At 66.1% G+C, this 24641-nt stretch carries 22 protein-coding genes; 13 read left to right on the plus strand and 9 right to left on the minus strand.

What is annotated here, in order from left to right; translation table 11 throughout:
- Positions 1–66: 66 nt before the first annotated feature.
- The 9 genes from VF631_RS03195 (at position 67) to VF631_RS03235 (ending at position 9385) form a co-directional block, all read left to right on the plus strand.
- The gene (locus tag VF631_RS03195) at positions 67–462 is read left to right on the plus strand and encodes a hypothetical protein (protein ID WP_431848825.1); all 396 of its coding nucleotides are present in this window, start codon (positions 67–69) and stop codon (positions 460–462) included.
- Positions 463–472: 10 nt separating this feature from the next.
- Positions 473–1183, plus strand: a complete 711-nt coding sequence (locus VF631_RS03200) for a C39 family peptidase (protein WP_431848826.1) — start codon at positions 473–475, stop codon at positions 1181–1183.
- A gap of 1 nt (position 1184) precedes the next feature.
- Entirely contained in the window at positions 1185–2819 is a 1635-nt protein-coding gene (locus VF631_RS03205; RefSeq protein WP_431848827.1) for a hypothetical protein, read from the plus strand.
- A gap of 13 nt (positions 2820–2832) precedes the next feature.
- Positions 2833–4122: a transporter gene (locus VF631_RS03210; protein WP_431848828.1), complete on the plus strand. Its 1290-nt coding sequence runs from the start codon at positions 2833–2835 to the stop codon at positions 4120–4122.
- 134 nt (positions 4123–4256) lie between these two features.
- Entirely contained in the window at positions 4257–4526 is a 270-nt protein-coding gene (locus VF631_RS03215; protein ID WP_431848829.1) for a hypothetical protein, read from the plus strand.
- 62 nt (positions 4527–4588) lie between these two features.
- Entirely contained in the window at positions 4589–5344 is a 756-nt protein-coding gene (locus VF631_RS03220) for a hypothetical protein (protein ID WP_431848830.1), read from the plus strand.
- 106 nt (positions 5345–5450) lie between these two features.
- Positions 5451–6833, plus strand: coding sequence for a glutamine synthetase family protein (locus tag VF631_RS03225; RefSeq protein WP_431848831.1), 1383 nt, complete (start codon positions 5451–5453; stop codon positions 6831–6833).
- A gap of 12 nt (positions 6834–6845) precedes the next feature.
- Positions 6846–8219, plus strand: coding sequence for an aldehyde dehydrogenase family protein (locus tag VF631_RS03230; RefSeq protein WP_431848832.1), 1374 nt, complete (start codon positions 6846–6848; stop codon positions 8217–8219).
- Positions 8219–9385 (plus strand): iron-containing alcohol dehydrogenase, encoded by a 1167-nt coding sequence (locus VF631_RS03235; RefSeq protein ID WP_431848833.1) that lies wholly within the window; start codon positions 8219–8221, stop codon positions 9383–9385. Before VF631_RS03230 ends, VF631_RS03235 begins: the two co-directional genes overlap by 1 nt.
- A 73-nt stretch (positions 9386–9458) precedes the next feature.
- Here the strand turns inward: VF631_RS03235 and VF631_RS03240 are convergent, their stop codons facing one another.
- From VF631_RS03240 to VF631_RS03280, 9 genes are all read right to left on the minus strand, one after another.
- The gene (locus tag VF631_RS03240) at positions 9459–13181 is read right to left on the minus strand and encodes a CHAT domain-containing protein (protein WP_431848834.1); all 3723 of its coding nucleotides are present in this window, start codon (positions 13179–13181) and stop codon (positions 9459–9461) included.
- Positions 13182–13379: 198 nt separating this feature from the next.
- Positions 13380–13766 carry a hypothetical protein gene (locus tag VF631_RS03245; protein WP_431848835.1) on the minus strand — a complete coding sequence of 129 codons (387 nt, stop codon included), beginning with the start codon at positions 13764–13766 and terminating at the stop codon, positions 13380–13382.
- A gap of 307 nt (positions 13767–14073) precedes the next feature.
- Positions 14074–14769 (minus strand): DUF4230 domain-containing protein, encoded by a 696-nt coding sequence (locus VF631_RS03250; RefSeq protein WP_431848836.1) that lies wholly within the window; start codon positions 14767–14769, stop codon positions 14074–14076.
- A 58-nt stretch (positions 14770–14827) separates the two neighbouring features.
- A complete protein-coding gene (locus tag VF631_RS03255) occupies positions 14828–15415 on the minus strand; it encodes a hypothetical protein (RefSeq protein ID WP_431848837.1) in 588 nt (195 codons plus the stop codon).
- A 29-nt stretch (positions 15416–15444) separates the two neighbouring features.
- Entirely contained in the window at positions 15445–16383 is a 939-nt protein-coding gene (locus VF631_RS03260; RefSeq protein ID WP_431848838.1) for a C1 family peptidase, read from the minus strand.
- Between the two features lie 25 nt (positions 16384–16408).
- Positions 16409–18007 carry a serine/threonine-protein kinase gene (locus tag VF631_RS03265; protein WP_431848839.1) on the minus strand — a complete coding sequence of 533 codons (1599 nt, stop codon included), beginning with the start codon at positions 18005–18007 and terminating at the stop codon, positions 16409–16411.
- A complete protein-coding gene (locus VF631_RS03270) occupies positions 18004–19152 on the minus strand; it encodes an FHA domain-containing protein (protein ID WP_431848840.1) in 1149 nt (382 codons plus the stop codon). The genes VF631_RS03265 and VF631_RS03270 overlap by 4 nt, the downstream gene beginning before the upstream one ends.
- 46 nt (positions 19153–19198) lie before the next feature.
- Positions 19199–20860, minus strand: coding sequence for a hypothetical protein (locus VF631_RS03275; protein ID WP_431848841.1), 1662 nt, complete (start codon positions 20858–20860; stop codon positions 19199–19201).
- 3 nt (positions 20861–20863) lie between these two features.
- Complete coding sequence (locus VF631_RS03280; protein ID WP_431848842.1) at positions 20864–21406, minus strand: hypothetical protein; 543 nt, start codon at positions 21404–21406, stop codon at positions 20864–20866.
- Positions 21407–21559: 153 nt separating this feature from the next.
- Here VF631_RS03280 and VF631_RS03285 point away from each other — a divergent pair, with 153 nt between their 5' ends.
- The 4 genes from VF631_RS03285 to VF631_RS03300 form a co-directional block, all read left to right on the plus strand.
- Complete coding sequence (locus VF631_RS03285; protein WP_431848843.1) at positions 21560–22030, plus strand: hypothetical protein; 471 nt, start codon at positions 21560–21562, stop codon at positions 22028–22030.
- 99 nt (positions 22031–22129) lie between these two features.
- On the plus strand, positions 22130–23542 hold the full coding sequence (locus VF631_RS03290; protein ID WP_431848844.1) for a hypothetical protein: 1413 nt from the start codon (positions 22130–22132) through the stop codon (positions 23540–23542).
- 55 nt (positions 23543–23597) lie between these two features.
- Positions 23598–24158, plus strand: a complete 561-nt coding sequence (locus VF631_RS03295) for a hypothetical protein (RefSeq protein WP_431848845.1) — start codon at positions 23598–23600, stop codon at positions 24156–24158.
- A gap of 238 nt (positions 24159–24396) precedes the next feature.
- Positions 24397–24641 (plus strand): protein adenylyltransferase SelO family protein (locus VF631_RS03300; RefSeq protein WP_431848846.1); only part of this gene is annotated, 245 nt, incomplete at its 3' end.

Consider the following 24641-nt stretch of genomic DNA (forward strand, 5'->3'; position numbering starts at 1 on the left):
AGGGGCGGCGGCAGTCTGTCGCCGCCCCTTTTTCTCGCTCAGCCTGAGCTACAGACGGAATTGATCATGAGTATCCGACTTCGCATCATTCTCGCCGGCATCGCCGCGACGGCCTCGCTGGCCGGCACAGCGTCCGCTCAGACGAGTTCGACGCCCGCAAAGCCTGACACGGCGGTGCAGTCGGCTCCGTTCGCGCAGGAAAAGGCGGCAGGCGACGAAGTGCTCGAAAAAGCCACGGCCCGCGAGGATCTCTCCCAGACGGCAAAAAGCACACAGAGCAGCACGGTGACCGGCAACAGCATCAACGGCCCGTCGACCACCGGCGGCGTCTCCTTTAGCGACAACGCCTTCCAGACCGCATCCGGCATGACCGTCATCAACGCGAATTCCGGCAACAACGTCTCGATGAACGCCTCCATGAACGTCAACATCGTCATGGTTCCCGCATCGCCGCAGCCCTAGGCCCGGCACCATGGCTGGGGGATCTCCATACAAGCTACTGATCGGCGCGGGCCTGCTTCTGAGCGGCTGCGCGGCCGAGTTGCCGAGCCGCCCAGCCTTTGGCGGGTTGAGCGGCCCGATCGGCGACTTCTCAATCCCGGTCCGCTCCTTCGAGGAACGCCGTTTCGAAACGGTGATCCGGCAGAAGTACGATTTCAGCTGCGGTTCCGCCGCGCTGGCGACCCTTCTCAAATATCATTATGGCGTGAAGCTGGCCGAAGAGGACGCCTTTCGCGGCATGTGGGCCGAGGGCGACCGCGCCCAGATCCGCAAGCTCGGCTTCTCGCTTCTCGACATGAAGCTCTACTTGTCGAAGCTCGGCTTCAAGGCCGATGGCTTCAAGGTTTCGCTGGAGGAAGCGACCCGCGCCGGAGTCCCCGGCATCGCGCTCGTGAACATCAACGGCTACAAGCATTTCGTGGTCGTCAAAGGCATTTCCAAGGAGGAAGTGCTGGTCGGGGATCCGGCGCTCGGCCTCAAGACGATGCGCATCCCCGAATTCAAGCAGGCATGGAACGGCGTTTATTTCGCGATCAACTCGCATGCCGACCGCGGCCGTGCTAGCTACAACGGCGACGTACAATGGGCGAGCTTCTCACGCGCGCCGATCGGAGCGGGCTTCACCGATCCGCTGAGCCAGCAAGCGCTCGCGCTGACGGCCCCTTTTATTACGGATTTTTAGAATGAAGACGTCCTCGACCATCCTCCTCGCAGGCACCGCGCTGATCGCAGCGGCGCCCGCCGCCGCGGAGGAGCTCGCCTTCGGCGCAGCCCCGGTGAGCGAGGCCGAGCTTGCGGGGCTTCGCGGCGGCTTCAGCCTTCCCGGCGGCGTCAACGTCTCGATCGCGGTGCAGAGCGATACGCGGGTGAACGGCGTGCTGCTGTTGCGCACCGTCTTCGTGGCCAACCAGGGGCCGCCAGTCCTGAGCGTCTTCGGAAGGACGGACCCCGGCACGGGCCAGAGCGCAACGCCTGGAACCGGCATCGCGGCCGCTGGCACGAACAACAGCAACACAGGCACAGCCAGTGCCAGCGGCGGCACCGCCGCATCGAGCGCGACCAACGCTGGAGCAGGCGCCGGAGCTGGAGCTGCCGCCGGGGCTGGAGCTGCCGCCAGGGCTGAAGCTGGCGTCGGAGCCGGAGCTGGAGCTGGAGCTGGAGCTGGCGTCGGAGCTGGAGCCGGCGTCGGAGCCGCCACCGCGGGTGCAGGAGCGGCTGTCGAAAGCGCCAGCGCGGCTGCGACGAGCGCAGCAGGCGCCGCGACTACCAGCGGCGGTTCCGCGGCAGCGACGGGAGCCGAAGGTGCAAGCACGGCCGGCGCGAGCGCGACCAGCGTCGCCGCGGCCAGTGGCGCGGCTGGCGTCGAAAGCGCGACCGCGGCGGGAACGGGTGCGGCAACTGCCGCGGCGACCGGCGGTGCGACTGCAGCGGCAGGCGCCGACAGCGCGATTGCAGCCGGCGCAGGTGCGGCCAACGCGGTTAGCGCCGGCGGAAGCGCCGGAGTGGCTGACGCCCAGAGCGCGAGCGCCGCCGGATCGAACGCAGCATCCGCCGCGACGGCTAGCAGTGCGACGGCGGCGGCGGGGGCGGAAGCCGCGATCGCGGCCGGCGCTGGCGCTGCCAATGCCGTTATTGCCGGCGGGGGCTCCGGAGCGGCTGGGGTCGAGAGCGCGAGCGCGACGGGATCAAGCACGGCGACGGCGGCCACGTCCGCTGGTGCGGCCGCGGATGCGGGCGCGGCAACTGCAAGCGCGGCCAGCGCGGCAAACGTCCTCACCGGCGGCAGCGCCGCTGGAGCGACCGGCGTGGAGAGCGCCGCGTCAACGAACACGAGCATGACCAACGCTGTCGCCTCCGGCGGAATCCCCGCCGCGATCCAGAGCGCGGGCGGGGCAGTCACGAACTCGGCGAGCCCGATCACCGCCGCCGGGATCGCCAACGCGGCGGGTGTGGGCACAAGCACTGCAGTAACCGTCGGCGGCACGCACATGGCGATTGGGGAGCAGCCTGCCGGGCTCGCCAAGCTCGATGTCTCTGCCGGCGGTCCGTCGGTGGAAGCCGCCGGAGGCGTCGTTCGCATCGATCAGACTACACAAGGCCAGCAGGTCGTGCTGTCGCAGCCGACCCTGGATGTTCGCCACCTGGTCGGCCAGGCCTATGGCACAATTGCCGCAAACAGCGGAAATGATATCATGATCGACACGTCTACGATCATGAACCTTGACGTCAGGAATGCGACTCCCCTCAATACCGGCTCGGCGCTGTTCCGCGTCGAAGCGCTCGGGTTGGATGCGGCTGCTGCGCTCGGCCGCAGGTAAGAAGGGGTTTCAGATGCGTTTCCGTTCCGGGCTCGGATATGCCCTGGGGGCTGTCGTGCTTCCGCTGCCGCTCGCGCCTGCTTTTGCGCAACCCGCCACGGTCGAGACGCTGACTGCTGAGCTTGCGCAGGCGCGCAGCGAACTTGAGGCGCAGCGGCGCACCCTGGAGGCGCAGGAGGCGCGCCTTCGCGCTCTGGAAGCGCGTGTACAGAACGCCGCACTTGCAGGCGAGCAATCCCCGGCGACCGCCGGCACTGCGATCGCGTCCGCCCCTGCCCGCCCCCCGGGCGCGGCCGCGGCGAACACCCCGGCCGGCGTCGAGCAGGTCGGAGAAGCGCCGGCTCAGATCGAGATGCCGCAGGTGGCGGTGCTCGGGGATCAGGGAAGCATCGTCACGCGCGCAGGGCAGTTCACCGGCGAACTGAGCTTGGAATACGCCCGGGCCGACCGCAATCGAGCGTTGTTCCGGGGGATCGAACTCGTCGAAGTGCTGCTCATCGGCCAGTTCGACATCAACGAGAGTCGACAGGATGTGCTGACGACCGCCGCAGGCTTGCGTTACGGGTTGACCGACCGGCTGGAAGTCGGTGTCCGACTGCCTTTCGTCTATCGCGCTGAGAATACGGTGGTGACGCCGATCGTACCGGGAGAAACCCCAGAGCCGATCGCCACCTCGACCAAAGGCGAGGGAATCGGAGATCTCGAGCTTTCGGCGCGCTACCAGCTGTTTTCGGGGCGCCCTGGCCGGCCGTTCCTGATCGCGAACCTGCAAACGGTGATACCCACCGGAAACAGCGCTTTCGAAGTGCCGCGAGACGCGCTCGGGCGTCAGCTCGAAGCGGCCACCGGAGCCGGGTTCTTCGCAATCTCGCCGAGCTTGACCGCAATATTGCCGAGCGACCCCGCAGTCCTGTTCGGCACATTGGGTTACAGCTACAATTTCGGAGACAACGTGAATACGGAGATCGGGGATCTCCGCATCGAACGGGTCGAGCCGGGCGGCGCAATTTCGGCGAGCTTCGGGCTGGGTGTCTCGCTCAATCAGCGCACGTCGTTCAATCTCGGCTATGCGCATAGTTGGGTGCTCGGCACCGAGACCAAGGTGCGGCTGCGCAACCCGCCCGAGGATAACGATCCTGGGCTGATTACGCAGAATTCCCGCGATCTTCAGCTCGGTCGACTTCTGTTCGGCGTCACGTACCGGATCAACAATCGCACCAACCTCAATTGGGCGTTCGAAGTCGGTGCGACCGAAGACGCAACGGACCTGCGCACCGTGATCCGGCTTCCGGTGGTGTTCTGATCCGCTTTGGCCTGATCATAGTTACTTGATAAGTAAGTACGATTTGGTTTCCAGCTTAACTTTTAGTCAAACAGAATAAGCCAAAACGAACTCAGCCCGCACAGAGGCGGCGCTGGATTTTAGGAGTTTTGGCAATGAACAAGTTCACCCGCACCGCCTCGGCGGTTCTGCTCGTCACTCTCGCCACCGCCGCCGGCGCGCAGGGCTATAAGCCGCCGATCGTTGGCGTGAAGCCGCCGGTCACCGGCGTGAAGCCCGTGATCGTTTCCCCGGGCAACGTCCTTGGCGCCGGCAACGTCAACAGCCGCGCCGAAGCCGATGCGATCCGCGCTGCTGCGAAGGCCCAGGCCGCTCAGGCCCGCGCTGCGGCTGACGCCGCCCGCGCTGCCGCTCGCGGCCGCTAATCTACTCCTGATACTGGTGGGGCCGGCGACGCCGGTCCCACCAAATTCCTGGCGAGGCGTCCATGCGTAAGGCTCTGCTCCTGATCCTGATCGCTTCCTGCCCGGCAACGGCCGGAGCGGCGAGCTATAGCATCAGCACCAGTGGCAGCCTTTCCAGCGGCCGCTTCGGCGGAACGGATGAAACGAGAGTGGCCTCGTCCACGATCGGCGTTCGCACGCAGATCAAGGATTGGGAACTGGGCGTCACCCTCCCCTACCTCGCCATCGACAGCGGCGCCTCGGGCGCGCTCTCCATAGACGGCGCGATCATCGGCGGTGCAGAAATTCGCCGCGGGCGGCAGTCCGGCTATGGCGATGTCACATTGAGAGTTTCGCGGCAGCTGCCGATCGGACAGGACTTTCCGGTTCAGGCCCGGCTGACGGCGCATGCGAAGCTGCCGACGGGCGCTCGCTCCCTTTCCACGGGCAAGCTGGACACCGGCGTCGGCGTGGAGCTGTCGCGCTCCTTCGGCAACGTCACACCCTATCTGTCCGCCAGCTATCGCACCTTCGGCGACATGCGCATGGTGCGGCTGCGCGACGGCTGGGCGACATCGGCCGGCGTCATGGCCAGCTTCGGCCGCGTGACGCTTGTCGCGTCTCACGAAAGCTCGCAGGCCCTGGTCGGCGGCGCGGGCTCGCGGGAGTTATTCGCCGCTGCCACCGGTCCGCTCGCGCCGGGCTGGGCCTGGACCCTGTTCGGCAGCAAGGGCTATAGCGCCGGCGCGCCCAACCTGATGGTCGGCACCTCGATCACCCGCAGCTTCGGATCCCGCTAGCCGGAGCGACCGGCCAGGCAGCCGGTTCGCCAAAAGAATTGGGGCCGTCTTTCTTCAAATAAGCGGTCAGGTACCGAAGCGGCGGCATTGCGGCTCGCCCGGGTCCATGAGACAAGCCGGCGAGGAGACCGGTGTGCCGCTATCGAACCAGGAAATCGTGAAGCTCGTCTCCGAGCGAAAGCCGGCTTGCGCCAAGATCGGCGTGTTCGACCTCGACGGCATTTTCCGCGGGAAGTACCTGGCGGCGGACAAGCTTCGCTCGGCGCTCAAAAAGGGCTTCAGCTTCTGCGACGTCGTCCTCGGCTGGGACTCCAACGACCAGCTGTATGACAATATCAGCTTCACCGGCTGGCACACCGCTTATCCCGACGCCGAGGCGCGGCTGTTGCCCGACACGCTCCGAATGCTCCCGTTCGAAGGCGGTATTCCGCTGATCCTGGGGGAGTTTACGGGGCGAGCCGAAGCGGTCTGCCCGCGCGGGATGCTTCGCCGCGTGCTCGATCGCGCGGCCGGCCAGGGCTGGAAGGTCAAGGCCGCCTGCGAGTTCGAGTTCTTCGTCTTCGACGAAACGCCGCAATCCGCGCGCGACAAGGGCTATCGCAATCTGCGGCCCATCACGCCCGGCAATTTCGGTTATTCGATGCTCCGTTCGAGCGTTCATTCGGAATTCTACCAGGAGCTGTGGTCCACGTGCCAGGACATGCGGATCGAACTGGAAGGGCTCCATACCGAAACCGGCCCGGGCGTGATCGAGGCTGCGATCCAGGTCGACGATGCGTTGGAGGCAGCCGACAAGGCGGCGCTTTTCAAGACGATCCTCAAGATCCTTTGCGAGCGGCGCGGCTGGATGGCGACCTTCATGGCGAAATGGTCGCGGGACGTACCCGGCCAGTCGGGGCATCTCCATTCGTCCTTGCTCGATGCGGGATCGGGAGAGTCGGTCTTCTTCGATCGCGGCGACAAGCTCCACATGTCCGAGCGGATGCGCTGGTATGTCGGCGGTCAGCAGGCGCTGATGCCGGAATTGCTGGCGATGGTCGCGCCCACGGTGAACTCCTACACGCGGATGATCCCGGGCTTCTGGGCGCCGACATCCGCCACCTGGGGCTATGAGAACCGCACCTGCGCCCTGCGCGTGATCGGTGGCTCGGCCAGTTCGCAGCGGGTCGAGTACCGGATCGCGGCGGCCGACATTAACCCCTATCTCGCGCTCGCCGCCGCGATCGGCTCGGGCCTGTGGGGGATCGAGCAGAGGATCGAGCCGGACCCGGGAATCGAGGGCAATGCCTACGAGCAGGAGAGCCCCGAGCGCGCCCTGCCCTCCACCCTGTGGGAAGCGGCGCAGCGGCTGCGCGCCTCCGAGGCGGCGCGCGACCTGTTCGGCTCCGAATTCGTCGACCATTATGCCGCGACCCGCGAATGGGAAGAGCGCGAGGCCCGCAAGGCAGTGACCGACTGGCAACTCGCGCGTTATTTCGAGATCATCTAGGATCAGGCGCGCGTGGACGATCTCGTTTGCATCTCGCCCGTAGACGGGCGCGAATATGCGCGGCGGCCGATCGCCTCCGACCGCGCGATCGCGCAGGCGCTGAGCCAAGCCCGCGCGGCGCAGCGCGAATGGGCGGCGGTGCCGCTGGACGAGCGATGCCGCATCGTCGTCCGCTTCCTCGAGGCGATGGAGGCGCTGAACGCGCAGATCGTGCCCGAGCTCGCCTGGCAGATGGGACGGCCGGTGCGCTACGGCGGCGAGTTGCGTTCGCTGGTGGAGCGGGTGCGGGGGATGCTGGCGCTCGCCGCCGGATCGCTTGCGCCGGTGGTGGCCGAGCCGGACCGGCGTTATGCCGCGCGCGTGCCGGCTGGTCTGGTGCTGGTGATCGCGCCGTGGAACTACCCGTTCCTCACCGCCGCGAACACGATCGTTCCCGCCTTGCTGGCCGGCAATGCGGTGCTTCTCAAGCATGCCAGCCAGACCCTGCTTGCGGGCGAGCGTTACGCCCAAGCGCTGTACGGCGCGGGCGTGCCGGAAGGGTTGTTCCACAATCTGTTCCTCAGCCACGAGCAGACTGCGCGACTGCTGGGCTCGGGTGCAGTCGATCACGCGACCTTCACCGGTTCGGTGGAAGGCGGGCGGCAGATCGAGCGGGCTGCGGCAGGCTCCTTCACCAGCCTGACGCTCGAGCTCGGCGGCAAGGATCCGGCCTATGTGCGGGCCGACGCCGATTTGTCCGGGGCGATCGAGGGGCTCGTCGACGGCGCCTTCTACAATGCCGGCCAATCCTGCTGCGGCGTAGAGCGCATCTATGTGCACCGGGATGTGTGGCAGCCATTCCTCGACGGCTTCATCGAGGGAGTGCACCGCTATCGGCTCGGCGATCCGCTCGATCCGGAAACCAGCCTCGGGCCGATGTCGAGCGCGAGGCTCGCCGGCCAGGTTCGCGAGCAGGTCCGGCAGGCGCTGGAAGCAGGCGCGACGCGGCATATCGAGCCGCAGCTGTTCCCGCGCGACGAGGCGGGCTCGGCCTACCTGATGCCGCAGGTGCTGACGGGCGTGGATCACAAGATGGCGATCATGCGCGAGGAGACGTTCGGGCCCGCGATCGGGCTGATGCGGGTCAGTGGCGACGAAGAAGCTCTCGCGCTGATGAACGACTCCGGCCTGGGCCTCACCGCCTCGGTCTGGACGAGCGACCTCGACGCGGCGGAGCGGCTCGGCGGGGAGATCGAGGCGGGCACCGTGTTCATGAACCGCTGCGACTATCTCGATCCGGCGCTCGCCTGGACCGGCCTCAAGAATAGCGGCCGGGGCGCATCGCTCGGGCCGTTCGGGTTCGACAGCGTGACGCGGCCGAAATCCTTTCACTTCAGGACAGGTTGATGCCGCTTCCGAACGCCAACTGGAATTATCCGACGTCGATCCGCTTCGGCAACGGGCGAATCAGCGAGCTACCGGAGGTCTGCCGCGCGCTCGGTATCGCGCGGCCGCTGCTGGTGACCGATCCGTGGCTTGCGGCATTGCCGATCGTCACCGGGACTGTTGCTGCGATGAATGCCGCTGGCGCTGAAACCGCCGTCTTTTCGGCAATCCATTCCAACCCGGTGGGCGCGGACGTGGAGGCAGGCGTACAGGCCTACAAGAGTGGCGGCCATGACGGCGTAATCGCTTTCGGCGGCGGCAGCGCGCTCGATGTCGGTAAGGTCGTGGCGTTCATGTCCGGACAGACGCGGCCGATCTGGGATTTCGAGGATGTCGGAGACTGCTGGTCCCGCGCCGATCCGGCCGGGATCGCGCCTATCGTCGCGGTGCCGACCACGGCCGGTACCGGATCGGAGGTTGGCCGCGCGGGCGTGATCCTGGACCAGGAGGCGCATACCAAGAAGATCATCTTCCACCCGAAGATGATGCCGGCCGTGGTGATCCTCGATCCCGAGTTGACGCTGGGGCTGCCGCCGCACATCACCGCTGCGACGGGCATGGATGCGCTCTCGCACTGCCTCGAAGCCTATTGCGCGCCGGCCTTCCACCCAATGGGCGACGGCATCGCAGCCGAGGGCATCAAGCTGATCCACGACTGGCTGCCGCGAGCGGTTGCGAACGGCTCCGACATCGACGCGCGCGGGCACATGCTGGTCGCCGCCTCCATGGGGGCGACGGCTTTCCAGAAGGGGCTGGGCGGGATGCATGCACTCTCGCACCCTATCGGCGCTCTGCACGGCTCGCATCACGGCCTCACCAACGCAGTGATCATGCCCTATGTGCTGGCTTACAACCGACCGGAGATCCAGGTGCAGATCAGTCGACTGGCCGGGTTCATCGGGCTGCGGCAGGCCTCATATGAGGGCTTCCTCGACTGGATCCTGGAGCTTCGGGAGAGCCTTGGCATCCCCCACAGACTGAGCGATCTCGACATTCCAGCCGACCTCGTCGAGCAGGTCGCTTCAATGGCCGAGGCGGACCCCTCCGCGGCCGGCAATCCCATGCCTTTCGACAGGGCGGCCGCGCGGCTGGTGTTCCAGGCGGCAATGGAGGGGCGCCTGCGCTAACGATGGGCCGAAGCGGCACCGCCGGGCCAGCGCCGAGCAGCGTCCCTTCAACAGAGGCACCCGTGCCCCGTGCTTAGTTCGCGTCGACCACCGCGAAAGCGGCCCAGGCCTTGGGGTGAGCGAACGAGAGCCCGTCCGCATCCTTGGCCTCGTTCGCGATCAGGCGACGCATGGCCTCGCGCATCGCCGCCGGCGGATCGAGCGCCTGCGCCTTGGACAGCCGGACGGTGTCGCCGGTGAGGAACGGCGCGGCCGCGTCGAAGATCGGGAAGTGCGAGACCAGCATGGAGCGCGCGCCCGCATAGAAAAACGCGCGGGCAAGCCCGGAGAGACTTTCAGCATCGGCAGAGCCCCCGGCCGCTGTATTGCACGCGGACAGGATCAGCAGCCGCGCGGATAGATCGAGCGTGGCTGCCTCGCTCGCGGTCAACAGGCCGTCATTGACGGCCGAGGGCACGCCGGCTCCGGCCGCGGGCGTTAAGGCCAGTGCGGGCTCCGCCGGAGTGTCGTCCAACTCGCCGCCGACCAAGCCGTGCGTGGCGAAGGCGATCACCTCGGCGCGGCCAAGCGCACCCGAAGCATTGCGGCGCCGCAACTCGGCCTCGGTCGCCTCCATCTGGAGGACGACGGAGCCGGGTTCGGCGTCCAGGATCTCGGACAAGGCGCGGACCTCGGAAGCCGTTCCTGTCAGCCGGCTCAGGCGTGCGAGTTCCGCCGGGTTGGCGGCACCGCCCCGGAAATAGGCTCGCACCGGGCCGGGCGCGCGCGCGTTCCCGGCCGACCTTTGCGCCGCGCGAGACCCGGTCGGGGAACCGGGCAGCGGCGGATCGGGAACACCGCGAAACGCCGGGTCGCCAAGGCCGAAGAAGGGTGTGCGCGCAGACGCCTGCCGGACGGGAGCGCTGCGCTGTAGCACGATCGATGGCACCGATGGGACGATTGCCAGCGTCCGCTCGAGCCCGAGCCAACCGGTCGCGCGCAATTGCGCCGGATCGGAGTCGCCGGCTGCGCCGCCAGGCGGCGGCGCCGTGACGAGAGCGGCGAACGGCAACGAAATGAGCGCCCCTTGCGGCGCCAGCGTCCAGCGCTGCTTGCCCCCGAGCAGCGCCGCGACCTTGGGATCGCCGAAGAGCGCCTGGTAGAGACGATGCGCCCGCTCGCGCGAGAAGCGCACCGTCGGCGCCTCGATCTCCGGCGCGTCGGTGCCGCCGCTTCCCTCCTCGGACAATTCCTGGTGGAGGCGATAAACGTCCTGCCCGAGGGCCTCTGCAGCGAGCGGGATCGGAGCCCAGCCCGCACTCTCGCGCGTGAGGACCACGACGAGGCCGTTGCCATAGACCTGGGGCAGGTCCGCCGATCCGGGCGCGAGAATGACGAGAGCCTCGTCGGCGCGGAGCACGCTGCGGGGGCCGGTGAAGGCATCCAGCGTAACCGGTTTGGCGGCAAGGAGGTCGAAGAAGCGGGGGAAGCGCTGGCGCAGGGTCCGCTCGGTGGCCGCGAGTCGCTGCTCCGCGCCGTCGCGCTCCTTTAGCAATGCTATCCGAGCGGCGTCGCCGGCCCGTCCCTGCACCGCCAGGTCCGCAATGCGCGCGTCAAGCGCGGCAAGTTCACGTTGCGCCGCCTGCCATGCCTGCGCTTCCTGTTCGGAACCGGCCCGGGAGGCGGCCTGGCGGGCGAGCTTGCGCGACAATCCCGCGCCGGCGGCAGTCAGCTCGGAGCGCTGCAGCGCCTCGAATATCTCCGCGGTGACCGGCGGGGCTGCGGAAGCCGCGAGCGCCGTGCGCGCAAACAGCCAAGCGGCTGATTTTTGCTGGCGCATGCGCTCCAGAAAGGCGGCCTCACCCGCCGAAGGATTGATGCGGTCCTGCAGCTCGGCCCAAGCCTGGAGCGACGCGCGCGATTGCTCGAGCGCCGCCGCGGGGCGGCCGGAGCGCAGCAGGTGCAGCGCATGGGCGCGTGCGACGTCGGCCGCCTGCCGGGAGTCGGCGCCGAACACGTCGCGCGCTGCTTTTCCCACCTCGGCGAAGATCGTGTCCGCCTCCTGGGCGCGGCCAAGCAGCGACACGATCTCGCCGAGTTCGGTGCCGCTGGCGATCGCGTCGTCGGCCTGTGTGCCGGCCAGGCTTCGACCTTCGAAAAAGGCGCGGCGGATCGGCTCGGCCTCCGCGAGCCGACCCTGCGCCTTGAGCGCCGCCGCCAGTCCCGCGGCGACGACCGCGCGCAATCCCCCGTGAAAATCGATGTCGGCCACCTCGCCCGGCCGGCTCCTCGGCTTGGGCGGCAGCGCTGCGTCGGCCCTTCGAAGCAGCGCCTCGGCTTCGGTAAAGCGGCCGCTACGCTGCAGGACCGCCGCCCGTGGCAGGTAATAGACGACGCGCCGGTCACCGGGCAGCCCCGCCGCGCGGTCCACCTGCGCAACGAGGTCGCGGCTGAACCCGTCAGCCTCTTCGAGCTTGCCTTGGGCGAGCAGCACGGCCGTTAGCCCCGCGGCGGTGCGCCCGTGATCGATGTCGGTCAGATCGCCGTCAGCAGCCACAATCGCCCAGATCCGCCGCAGCACCGCCTCCGCTTCGGCCGGCCGGGCGAGCGCCTGAAGGACCTCGGCGAGGCCCCCCATGTCCGCAATCGCGCCGATGCTGTCGACGCTCCACTGCCGCTCGGACACGCCGAGCGCGCGGCGGTAGAGGCGTTCGGCCTCGTCGAGCCGGTGAAGCTGCTTCTGGGTACGGGCGAGCGCCCCGATCGCCCTGTTCAAGCGCACGTCTTTGGGACCGGCTTTGCGCTCGTAGATGGCAAGCGCCATCCGGCGCAATTTCTCCTCCTCCACCGCATTCTCTGTGCGGGAAGCGAGCTCTTCTAGCTTCGTCGCCGCCTCCAGGCCAAGGTCGTCGGCATTGCCCTTGGTGATTTGGGCCAGAAGCGCACGGGCGCGATCTTCCTGGCCGTCGGCGAACAGCTGGACGAGGGCCGCGTCGAGCTTCTCGCCGGCCTGATGGCGCTCCTCGACAGTCCCAACCGCGATCCGGCCGGCGAGCACGGCACCAGCTTCGGCAGCCGCGCCGCGCTCCTGCAGCAGATCGGTCAGCGCGCTGTTCAGCTCGGCGAACTCCCTGTCCTTGGCGGCCGCCGGCACGCCCAGCGCGTCGATCGCAAAGCGGCTGGTCGCCTCGGCCGCCCTGCCCTGCCCGGCATCGCGCAGCCGCCGCACCTCGTCGAGCAAGGGCTGCGTGGCGGCCTGGCGGACGCCGAGGTCCGGCGAACTCGCGAGCATGCGGAGCAGTGCCTTGGCATCGGCGTCCTTGCCGCGGCGGTGGAGAACGATCCCCAGCGCCGCGATTCGGTCGCCATCGTCGGATGGCCATTGGCCGAAGGTCATCTTGTCGCTGTTCTCGCGGAAGCGGAACTGCGCGCCGATCGCGTAGCGGATCATGAACTCTGCCTGATCCAGCTGATCGGGGCCGAGCGCGAGCGCCGCCTTCACCAGCGCAGCCTCGTCGAGCACGGGTCCGGTCAGGCCCGGGGGCGCCGGCCAGGCGCGCTCGTAAATTGCGACCATTTGCTTGGCGAGCGGCGCGGCCCGATCGAATTGTGAAGCCAGGAGCAGCGGCAGCGCCTGCTTGAGCAGCGCCTCGCCCCGCTGGCGGTCGGCCGGCGAGACAGCGTCGACCGCCGGCAGCGGTGCCGATGCAGCGGCGGGACTGGTCGGCTGGGCGGTGGCCGGGGCGACGCCCCAGGCAATCAGACCGGCCGCCAGCGCTTTGACCCCCGTCCGCGACAACACCCCGAGTGTCCGCATGCCCGCCCCTCCACGCCCGACCTGGCCGAGATCGGCACGGGTCGACGGCCGGCAAGGCTAACCGGCAGCGAGACTTGCCGCAATCCGGGAACGGCAGGTCGACGAGGAGGACGGTTCTGTGGGGGCTGACTGGTTCCCGGGGAACGCGCCACCTGAAGGTCGCTGCTCAGCCGCCGTGGCGGGACTCATCTTGCTTCTTCAAGCCAGGAGCTTTGACAGGATCCAGCCTCCGCTATCGTCATCGGGTTGTTCGTTCTGGATGTCTGTCAGGTACCACTTTCCCCCTCGCTTCTCGAAGTCCACGCGGTTGACGTTCCGCTCCCCCATGTTGTCGAAGCTTGCGACCACCCGGCGCCGGTCAGGACCTTGCGCCGTGCTGATCAGCTTGACGCTGCCAAGCTCGAAGTCCTGGCCGTTGACCCACGGATCGAAGTCCAAACGCCCCACTCCGCCGCCTGCGTCGGCAGCGTCCTTCTCAAGCAAACGGTTCAGCTCCGCACTCATTGCTTCTGGTGGCAAACCTACCACCTCGCCAGCCGAATACCGGGCATAGACGCTGCGGACGAAAGCTTCGGGATCGTCCACTCCGCCAGTTGCATTCCTGTTCGCCCGGCCAGCCGCACTCCTGGTCCTGACTTGCCCGGGCGGCTGACTCTGTGCTGCCGTCGCTGGCTCCTTGGAGGCCCGCTCTCGTGAGGCTGCATCCCTATCGCATCCTCCAGAGGACAAAGCGCACGCTGCCACGGCGTAGAAAGACGATTTTCGCACCGGTACCTCCTGTGTGCTCTTGGTCAGACACCCTCTTTCAGAGCCGCAGCCGGTCTTGGCTCACCAAGCGGTCGGGCCATGAAACGCTGGAACGAGGCGCGAAGCGCTCGCCTGCGAGCTGACTTCATTTGCTGCCCGCCCGCCGATCGCGAAGCGAGTCGTTGACGCGGCGGGACCGCTCGAGGAAGGTCGCCGCCTCGCGCCCGGAGGGATCGACGAACCGCACGACGACGCTGGCGTCGATGCCGCCAGTGCGAAGCGGAATGGCGAAACTCCTCGCTATTATTCTCATCGCGGCGCTCCGGGCGAGCTGCATCTGGGCAGGCGCGCGCGCCTGGCGCATCAGCTCGTCCTGCGCGCTGCGCTGATTGGCCTGATCGAGTTCGCGCTCGGTGCCGGTCAGCGCCATCAATATGCCGCCTTCCGAATATTCCTGGACTTCGTTCAGGTTGATGCTGGGCCACGACACTTCCAGAGGCGGAAGGGTGACCGTCAACGTTTGGCTCTTATCGTCCCAGGCGAGGTTACCCCGCTTGAGCCTGGCGAGGTCGACGCTGTAGCGGACCGTCCCCGGCATGATCAGGGTCTTGCGCGCGCTCAGGCCGAGGCGCTCCTCGCTGGCCGTCACGACCGAGGCAAAGCGGGCCGTGAAGGAGACCAGCCGGCCCTCGTCCCGCACCGACAGCAGGGCGGCATCGGCGATTGCTCGCACGTCAAGCGGCTTGGGCTCAGGCCTCGGTATAAAGGCGTAGGCGAGCAGCACACCGGCGAGGAGCGCGGCACAACAGGCCGCTGCGAGTTTCAGCCAACGAGCGTCCATCCTTCAGCCTCCCGCTGGACCGAGCCGCCACCGCGCCGTGGCGGCAAGCGGTCCTCCTTCACTCGGCGCTCGCATCGCACAATTTCTCGATCGCCGCGCGATCGACATACTCTGCGCCGAGGTCGAGGATGAAAGGCGAGCGTCGGCCTACGACGCGGAGCGCCAGCCAGGGTGTGGAAACCGACGATCCGGGTTCCAGCGCCCAATCGTGAAAGCGGACGCTGCCGATCTTCGCCGCCTCCACCTCACGACGTTTCGTGCCGAAGGGTCGGAGCGTGGAAAGTATCAGACGCTTCGCGCTAAGTTCGACCCTGACCAGGTAAAGTCCGGCGTAGAAGAGGATGCCGGCCAACTGCGCCACGCCGAGCATAGCGAGCAGCGCCGCGACGGCCCAGCGCTCGCCCAGGGGGCGCAACACCCCGCCGTCCCCGGGGGACAGGCCGTAGGTCCGGAGCAGGTCCAAGGCCGAGTACAGGCAGCCGAGGCACAGGGCGGAGGAGCCAAAGATGAGCCAACGAACACGGCGCGCTCGCCGGGCATTGTCGAACAGAATGATGCCGCCTTCAGTGTGTCCGTAATCCAGCGCACCTGCGGCGGACGCCCGCTGCGCCGTGCGCCGCTTCCCGGCCTTTGAAGAGCGGGTCATCTGTGCAACGCCGTGGAGCAAGGCAGCGGTTAGTCTCCGCGCAGCCGGCGAGCGAAACCTTCGCGGGAGCTGTTCAGCCGGCTGTTGAGATCGCTGCGAAGGCCCGTGCGCATCTTCTCGAGCGCTTCCGGCGTCTTCACGACCGAGATCACCTGGTCGACGCTTTCCTTGACCGACGGGCCGAACATCGAGAGCCCCTTCGATTGCTCGATCGCGCCGATCGTCCAGAACTGATCGGGACGAGAGTGGCGGTCCATCACTTCGAAGGGGATATTGAGATAGCCGTTGTTGGCATATCCGGGGCCCCAGCTGTTGCGCACGAAATAGACCTTCTCGTCCAGATCATAGCCGACGATCAGCATGGCATGGCCGCCGGGCGCCGACTGGACCCGGATCGTGTCGGGATTGGGCAGAGTGCCGGTCTGTTTTGCCACGTCATAACATTCGCTGGGCAGCACGATGCCGAACGCCACCGGCAGCCCCTGCGCCAGCGCCGCCATGGCCGGCTCCCCGCGCGGCGTGCGCGCGAACTGGATCGCCTCGTACGAACCCGCATTCTTGAAGCAGGCATCGGTGGGCGGGGTCGTCACCATCGCCTTTTCGAACGGCCACATCCTTTCCTCGCAGACGCCGTAAGCGAGCACCGCGGCCATGCCGTGATGGATGTAGCTGCCGCAATCCTCACCCTCTTTCTTCGCAAGGGTGCGGGCGTTGTAGTAGAGGAAGAGCCGCGACAGATCGACCGTGGGCATCCCAGCCTTGCGCTGATGCAGTTCCAGCGCGCCGACGATCGCGTTGGCGACGCAGCTATTGGTGTTGCCCTGATCCTCGACCGGGGAACAATGGGCGCGCAGGTCCACGCGGCGGGGCAGAGCAGCTTGGTCCGCAAGCCTCAGCATCGGCGCGGGTCCTGGCGTGTCCTCGAAAAGGCAGCCGTCTAGCGGATGTCCATTCCAGGTCTCTGACATGCTCATTCTCCTCGAAATCGCGAAGCTATTGGCCCCATCCAGGCGGGCAGGGTGCGCCCGGCGGATGATTTATATGGAATATCCCCCCATCGGCGACCGCACCGTTAGGGGCTCTCATCTCATATGGAAGGTGACAGTCCCGACCGTCCCAACTCATGCGGCCGGAATAGAGCTCGGCGCCATTGGACATACCGTAACTTCCCTGTGGGCCGGATAAGTAGCCTTCAATCGAAACCTGTACACCTTGACCGGTTTGCCCCGAGCCCGAGAACGTGCCGTCACTCTCGACGTCCATGCTATACCCCCCGCCCTTGCCGTCCAGCCAGCGACCGCTCAGTTGCTCGTAGCCGGACGGCGGGGGCGGTGGGGGTGTCGGCGGGGGAGTTGGTGTGGGTGTCGGTGTCACTGGCTCGTCCGGATCGAAGGGCTCCGTCTGATTGACGTCTACCTGCTTGACGCCCTTTACGGTGTTCCGCCCCCCGCCGAACGAACTGCCTATCACCGCAAGAACCACGATTCCCGCAACGACTCCCCCGCCGATCATAAGCGGCTTCTGCGGCTTCAAACCGCCGCCACCATTCGGGTTAGGCGGGCCAGTGACAGGGCCAGGGGTTGGTGCCGGGACCGGCGTCCCGCCGAACGCGGCGTTCAGCTTTTGGCGGTATTCTGCGACGCTTTGCGGCCGGCTCGCCTCCCGGTTTTGGAGGCCCGACTGGATCAGCGCATCGATGCCGGCGGGCACGTCGGGCCGCCCGCTCGACGGCGGCTGCCAATGTCCTTGCGGCAACACGCCGACCAGCAATTCGTAGAAGATCTTGGAAAGCGAATAGAGATCGGCCGAGGGCCCCGCGCTTTCGGGGGCGGTTTCCTGCTCGGGCGCCATGTAGCTCGGCGTGCCGACACGTGCGCTGGTGCCGCTGTCCGTTCGCTTGCCGTCGGCGCGGGCGATCCCGAAATCGAGCAGCTTGAGCGGCGCGGCGTCGCTGGTCGGCTCGCCCGTCAGCATGATGTTCTCGGGCTTGAGGTCGCGGTGGGTGACGCCCAGATCGTGCGCCGCCTGCAGCCCGTGAAGGACCTCGTTGACGATGTGCGCGGCGACCTTGGTCGGCACGTCGACTCGGGCGCTGCGCTGCTTGCGCAGCCACTCGCGCAGCGAAACGCCGTTGACATATTCCATCGCAATGAATGGCCGGCCATCGAGTTGGTCGACATGGTAGACCGAGACGACGTTCTTGTGACGGATGTCCTGCGTCAGCACGCCTTCTGCGATCAGCCGATTGACCGCGGCGTCACCGCCCAGCAGGTCCGATCGGATCAGCTTCAGCGCGACGAGCCGATCCCCGATCTTGTCCCTGGCGCGATAAACGACGCCCATTCCGCCGCTGCCGATGACGGACTCGATCGTATAGCGGTCGGCGAAGACCGCGCCCGGCTCCAGCGTCGGGTTCTGGTCCTTGGGGTAGGCGCGGCGGTCCAGCGTCGGATCTCCGCCGATCGTCTGCAGATTGCTCAGCGTTTCCAGCCCGCCGCCGCCTGAGCCGGGGGGCGCGAGCGGCTTGCCGCAGTTTTCGCAGAATGCGCTGTTGGCCGAGTTCTCCGTGCCGCACTTCAGGCATTTGATCATGAAGTCGCCCCTCTGAACGCCGGCGTGCGCGCCAGAGCGATCGTGCAGACCTGATCGAACTCGCGCGAGAAGCGGACGGTGAGCGACAGCGCGTCCGGGACCTTGAGCACCGGAGCGATCACGTCGCCGTCCTTGAGCTGCACCACCTTGTCGACGCCAAAGGCTTCGCCGTTGATCCTGAGCCCGTTCGATCCGCTGACATGCAGCATCAACCGGTCATTCTCGACATAGAGTTCGAAGTGCCGGCGCGAGACCATTTGGGAGAGTTCCTCGTCGATCTGGCCTTGGTCATTTTCGATCAACAGCCGCACGTCGCCCTCGCCGGCATCGAGCCGGGTCCGCGAACGACCGAAGGCGAGCACCGCGTCACGGGTGAGCACGGGGAGGTTCGGTGGCGGGGCGTCGTTCGGCCCGAAGCCGGCGAAGGAGAAAGTCGCCGAACGGGGCACACGCAGATCCTCTGCGATGCCGCGCAAGCCCAGCCGCCGCTCCTCGCGGTCGAGCCGCTGGATGTTCATGTCGATCGCCGAGACGACCTTGCCCTCGTCGCGCCCGGCCCGACCGCTATTGTCGGTGATCTGGATGACGTTGCCGTTCATCTCGTTTTCGCTGCTGATCTGCACGACGGGCCCGGCCCCGCTTTGGTCGCTGGGGATCGTCAGCAGCACGCGCGTCGAAAAGGCGAAACTCTCCTCGCGCGCGCGCCAGCGGGTCGCGACGGTCCACATGATCTCGACTTCGTGCAGGCCGGCGCGGTCGAACTCGCGCGCCGTGACGGAAGCGGGCGCGCGTTCGCCTGGATCGAGCTGTTCCCAGCCCAGCCGTTCCTTGCGCCAATCACCCTTCTCGCGGCTCCAAAGGCCAGTGACCAGCAGCGGGCGATCGACGCTGGAGGCGTTGTAGAGATCGAACGGCAGAGCGACAGACCCGCCGACGGGTGCGTTCATCGTCGCTCCCGGGATGATCTGCAGGTGGGGCGCGACGCAGACTTCGCAAAGCCCGTCCTCGCCGACCAGGCCGCCGCATTCCTGGAACGCCATGCAGCGGGCAAGCGGCTGCCCGCATTCCTCGCAGAATGAAGCGTCCGCATCGGCCCGCAGAGTCGCCTTGCAGCAATCCTTCGGGCTGCGAAGGCGGCGGCTCATCGCGTCGCGTCCAGTTCCGTCACGCCGGTCAGCTTCGCCGCAGCCGTCATGTGCGCATCTGATGACCGCAGCCGTTGCAGAATCGCGCCTTGGCGGAGAGCGACTTGCCGCATTTCGGGCATTCCGTCGTGCCGGTTTGGCCAAGCTCTTCCGGCGGCGGTCCGTCCTTTCCGCCGGCGCCATAGGCGACGCCGGTCGCGCCCTTCATGCCGGTCTCGAGCATGCGGTGCTCATGCTCGCGGCTTAAGGCGCGCTCTTCCTTCATCTCCGCGGACAGGTCTCGTACCACCTGGGTCAACTGCTCGCCGCCCGCGGCCCGGGCCCTGGCTTCCTCGATCTTCGCGGTGGCGGCGGTCTCCGAATAGCTCGCCGTGATCGCCATGATTTGCTCGGGCGTCATACCGGCTGCCGCGCCGAGTTGATCCACGCGATTGCGCGCCTCGGCATCCATAACGCTGATCTTGTTGGTGGTCTCGGCTTGGCCGACCTTGATGCCGCGATCGGCCTTGCGGTCCTCAAGGTCCTGCTCGATCTTCCCGGTACCTTCGAGGTTCTTGAGCGCCTGGTCGGCCCAGCGCTGCGCCTCGGTGATCTTCGAATCCGCGTCGCGATCACGAATTTCGATCTCGGTGAACGCCTCCATCTTGCGCATCTGGGCGCCGTGATTGCGGTCGAGCGCATCGATGTCACGCTCGACGACGCGCAGCCGCGCCTTTTCCTTGGTGAGGTCGATGAGCTGCCCGGATTCGGCCAGCTGGTTCTCGAACTTGCCGGCCCGTTCGGTGCGAAGGATCGTGATTTCGTGCTGCAGCGCTTCGGCTTCCTGTCGCCGCGCCGCCTTTTCGCGCGCGTCGATGAAGCTGACCTCGCTGTTCAGCACCATGTGCGCGAGTTCGTCCTCGCTCGCCTGCTGCAGCTTGGTGAGATCGAGCTGGCTTTGGATCTTGACCTCGGCCGATTCGCCCTGACGCGCGACCTCGCGCTTCATCAAGTCGAGCTGGTAATCGAGCATGCCCTGCTGTCGCTCGATCTCGGCTTTTTCGAGCTGCTCGCGCTCGACGGCGTTCATGGCCCAGACGATCGAGCCGTTGCGGACCATCACGCCGATGTCGCCGCAGATGCGCTCGGCCTCCAGCATCATGTCGGCCTGGATCTGATCCTGCAGGCCGCGGTTACCGCGGATCTCGTCGGCATGGTGAGCGCCGATCACAGCCTCGAACACGCGGTCGCGGAATTGCGGCTCGATCCGCTCCAGCACGTCCAGGCGGGAAAGCGCCTTGCGCCCGGTGGTCGGCAGGCCATCCTGTCCCCCGACCGGCTGCTGGCGCGAGACGCCGCCCATCAGCCCTAAGATGTTGGAAGGCTTGTCCGGATTGAGCTGCAGTTCGAGAGTCGCCGTTCCGGCGATTTCGACCATATCCTTGGAGATGCCGCGGACGGCGAACTGCACCTGGAAAGGCTTCAGGTCGGCCAGCATGATCGCATAATGGTGCGACCCGCCGACCACGCCCTTGATGTTCTCCCACAGCCCGCCGACGGAGAACTGAGTGCCCTTGAAGCTGTTGATCAGCGCGCCATCGCGGAACAGCAAGGCGGCCAGGTCGGGCGGCGAGGCGAAGCGCTTTTCAAAGAACGTCTTGAACTCGGATTCGCGGACGAATTCCGCCAGCAAATTCGGGTCAGTCAGAACAAGAGGACTTGAATCCATGGCCTAGCTCTCTTTCCACTTCCGATCCGCGAAATATTTATAAAGGTACCAGCCGATCACGAAGACGGCGAGGCTGGTGCCGAACCAGTGATCGGCAAGAACCTTCTGCATCTTCTCCCAGGTGCCCATGGACTTGAAGGCCTTGCCCATGTTCTGAATGTTCGAGACCGCTCCGAACACGACCGTCGAGAGCGTGAAAAGAGACATGACCAGAGAGGCGAGGCCCGCCATCCGCTGGCCGAAGCTGAGCGGATCCTTGGCCAATTCTTCCTGCTCGCGATCTTCGAGGAACTCCTCGTGCGCCTCGCCGCGGGCGATCGCGGCTTTTCGCGCCTTCTCGTCGACGCGCAGGAAATCGGGTTGAGCCTTTTTCGAGCGGCCCGCGGTCGACGCAATTGTAAGATTGTAGGCTCGTCTGCGCCACCAAGCCACCAGCGCAAGGAACAGCCACAGCAGGGTTAGAGCGACCGTAATCCTGAAGAGGACGTCGATAAGCGGCCAAGCTTCCGGCGGAATTCTGTCAACCAGATCCTGCACGTTCTGCATCGGCAATCTCCCCCCGCATGATTAGCGTAGTTCCCCCGCGAATATGTTACAAGCACTTCAAAGATGATTCTTCTGTCCTGGATGAGCTCTCGGGACACGTCTAAGAATCCTGTGCTTGAACATTGAATCTGCACAATAAGGGGGAGCGGAAACATGCAAGTAAAGCCCGGTTGGGGTGCTGCCAAATTCGAAATTTTTCCGCTGCTGTTGATTCCAGTGATCATCTACAATCTGATGGCGCTGCTATCCTCGAACCCGCCTCCAGGCAGTGTAGAGCCTAGTCTGCTTGCCACGATTCGAAGCGAGGCTGTCGGTCTTCCCATGCTCTCCGGATCGCACCTTTCCCTGAACTGGGGCGATCTCCTGCTGCTGCTGACGGTGGTCCTGCTGCTCATCGAGGTCATCAAGTCCGCGCGCACCGCTTCGCCGGCCATCATCAATCACATGCTTTCGTTCGGCGTCTTCATCTTCTGCCTGATCGAATTCCTGCTGCTGCCGAGCTTCTCGAGTTCGGCCTTCTTCCTGATCACGATGATCGTGCTGCTCGATGCGCTTGCCGGCATGGCCGTGACCATCGTTTCCGCCAGGCGTGATTTCGACGTCGGGGGCATGCCTAGCACATAGAGCGCTTCCGCCTGAATGCGCTTGCCTGGCCTTACCGCTGATCTTCAGCCGCGGTTCTTCGGGGAGGGATTGTTGACGCACTCTGCTTCGCTTCTTGGGTTGGCAATCGCCGCCTCCCTGACGACAGCCTGCGCCTTTTCACCGCAATTGCAGCGTGTCGCGGTGGATCATGATCAGATGGTCGCAAAGACGGAGGACGAGCTGACCCTGCGCAACATCCTGCGCGCCCGCTACCGTTACCCTCTGCACTTCACGACCATCACCGAGGTGAATGGCGACGCGCAGATCTCGTTGGGAGCATCGCTTGGCGCTGGCTTGCCCGGAACGTCGGTTTCGCGCAGCTTCAACGGTTCGGGCGCGCTGACCGGATCCGGCCAGAATGATGGCGCCGCCACCGTCTCGCCAAATCTCAACGGCAGCGTGACGACGCGGCCAAGCTTCAGGGCGGCCGTGCTTGCGACCGAGAAGTTCCAGCGCGGCCTGCAGCAGCCCCTGAAGGGCGAGCTGATCGCTTATTATCTGGACGCCGGCTGGCCGGACGAGCTGCTGATGTCGCTTTTCGTTGAACGGCTGGACTTGATCGAGAAGCAGACTGGCAGGCGTCTTGCGTCGGTTTATAACGATGCGGACGACGCGTATGGCTTTCAGAGCGTCATCTGCAACTTCGTCATCAAGTCGCACCGGATCGAAGACCGGTTTGAGTTGGCCAGGGCGCGCGATGTCTTCGAGCCCGCGGACCTGCAGGCTTTGGACCAAAGCAAGCGCCCCGCGGCAGTGCAGAAATTCGTCGATCTCTTGAAGGACGAACAGGTCGACTTCGACAACGAAAAGCTCAGCTTCAAGACCAACTCATCCTATTCCGTGACCTTCTCGAGAGGCCGGGACCGCTGCGCCGGAGCCGACTTCTCCCGCACCAAGGCCGATTGGAAGAGCACGCACCCAACCATCGGCCTGGCCGAAGGGGAGATCCGCAACGGCATACCTGTCCTGACCGGCGGCGCGCTACTCGATCCAGGGCGGTTCGCACTGATCGACCCCTCCCCCGGTTCGCCGCGCGGCCTGGACGCCCGATTTTTGGAGCAGGTACCCAATCCGTCCAGCGGCGCCGGCACGCCTGGCTGGCGCGACGTAAGCCTGGAAGTGCATTTCCGTTCGGTTCAGGACGTCATCTACTTCCTGGGGGAATATGTGCGCGCCGGCCCCGCCGCATATCAGATTCCGCGCGAGAACTTTCTGGTTCAGTGCGGCGCGTCGGTGAACCAGCCGCTGCGGCAGATGCGCTGGATCCTGCTGGTCAGAGAAGGAGACGCGAAGCACGGCGTCAGCACCCGGTTCCTCGGCAAGCGCTTCTCGCTGCCGGCCGAAACCGACGAGGGGGATGGCCCCTGCGGAAGCGCGGGCGGGGAAAGCAGCCGAAGCCTGCAGGTGATCTCCCTTGTCCAGCAATTGCTCAACCTCAACAAGTCCGCCGACCAATTGCCGCGATCCATATCGATCACTGCGATCCCCTGAACTTGCCGCGACGACATGCGCTCACGGCGGTGCGTCCACCTCGCAGGTTTTGCTGATGACCAACTCTCCTGCCCGCACGCTGACGACCGGAGTTCGGACCTACCGTGTCAGCCCCTGGCGACGTTGGGCTTTGTGGTACGTTCTTGGTCCCATCATCGTCGGCCTGATGTGGCTTCGCGCGGACAGCGGGCCGATCGAGGGACGGGCATTCCTGATCACCGCAGCACTGGTCGGTTGCATCGGACTCGCCTGCCAGGTCATTTTCGTGGATCGAGCGACTCTCCAGCTGTCGCCGGACGGGGCCTGTCTCCGGCAGACCGGCTACACGCTCTCCGCCCAGTGGAGCGACATCGTCGACATTCGGCTCGAGCCGGGCCGAGAAGGGTTCGTCACCCGCAATCCGATGGACGGCCGAGGCGCGGGCCTGCTCGCTTCGCTGCGCGGAGTCGCCGTGCCGATGGGGCCGTCATTGTACGACGCCGCGCAGCAGGAATTGCTGGCGGAGCGACGCTTCATCCCGATCGAGGCGTTCGCCTGGCACCTGCGTCACGGCCAGATGCGTCAAGACATCGTCCATTGTGCGCCGCGCCTGGCGCACCTCCTGCTCCCACGCTGACGACCTGGCCGATCGATCGGGAATGCGCGTCTGATACCTGCAAGCGGTTGGCAGTACCGATGCCGACGGACTGAACGCCGCGCGAACAATGTCACCTCGCGCGGAAAGCCGCTGAACCGCACCTCCCGGCACCGGCGCGTTCTCGGCGTCTAGCTGCCGTCTCAGCAATCTACTCGTTTTCCCAGTTTTGCGGCTCTGCAATCGTGGAAACTTGTTCCCTCCGCAATGTTGAGGACGGATGCAAATCCCATTCGACAACAGCTATGCGCGCCTTCCGCAGCGGTTCTACGCGGGTGCCGTTCCTGCTCAGTATCCCGCGGCGAAGCTGATCCAACTGAATGACGAGCTCGCCGCTGAACTGGGCCTTGATGCGCGCGACCTCGAAAGTCCGACCGGCCTGGCAATCCTTTCCGGTCAGGAGATTGCCGAGCGTTCAGAGCCGATCGCGCTTGCCTATGCGGGCCACCAATTCGGGAGCTTCGT

The organism is Allosphingosinicella sp. (assembly GCF_036387615.1).
Taxonomy (GTDB): Bacteria; Pseudomonadota; Alphaproteobacteria; order Sphingomonadales; family Sphingomonadaceae; genus Allosphingosinicella.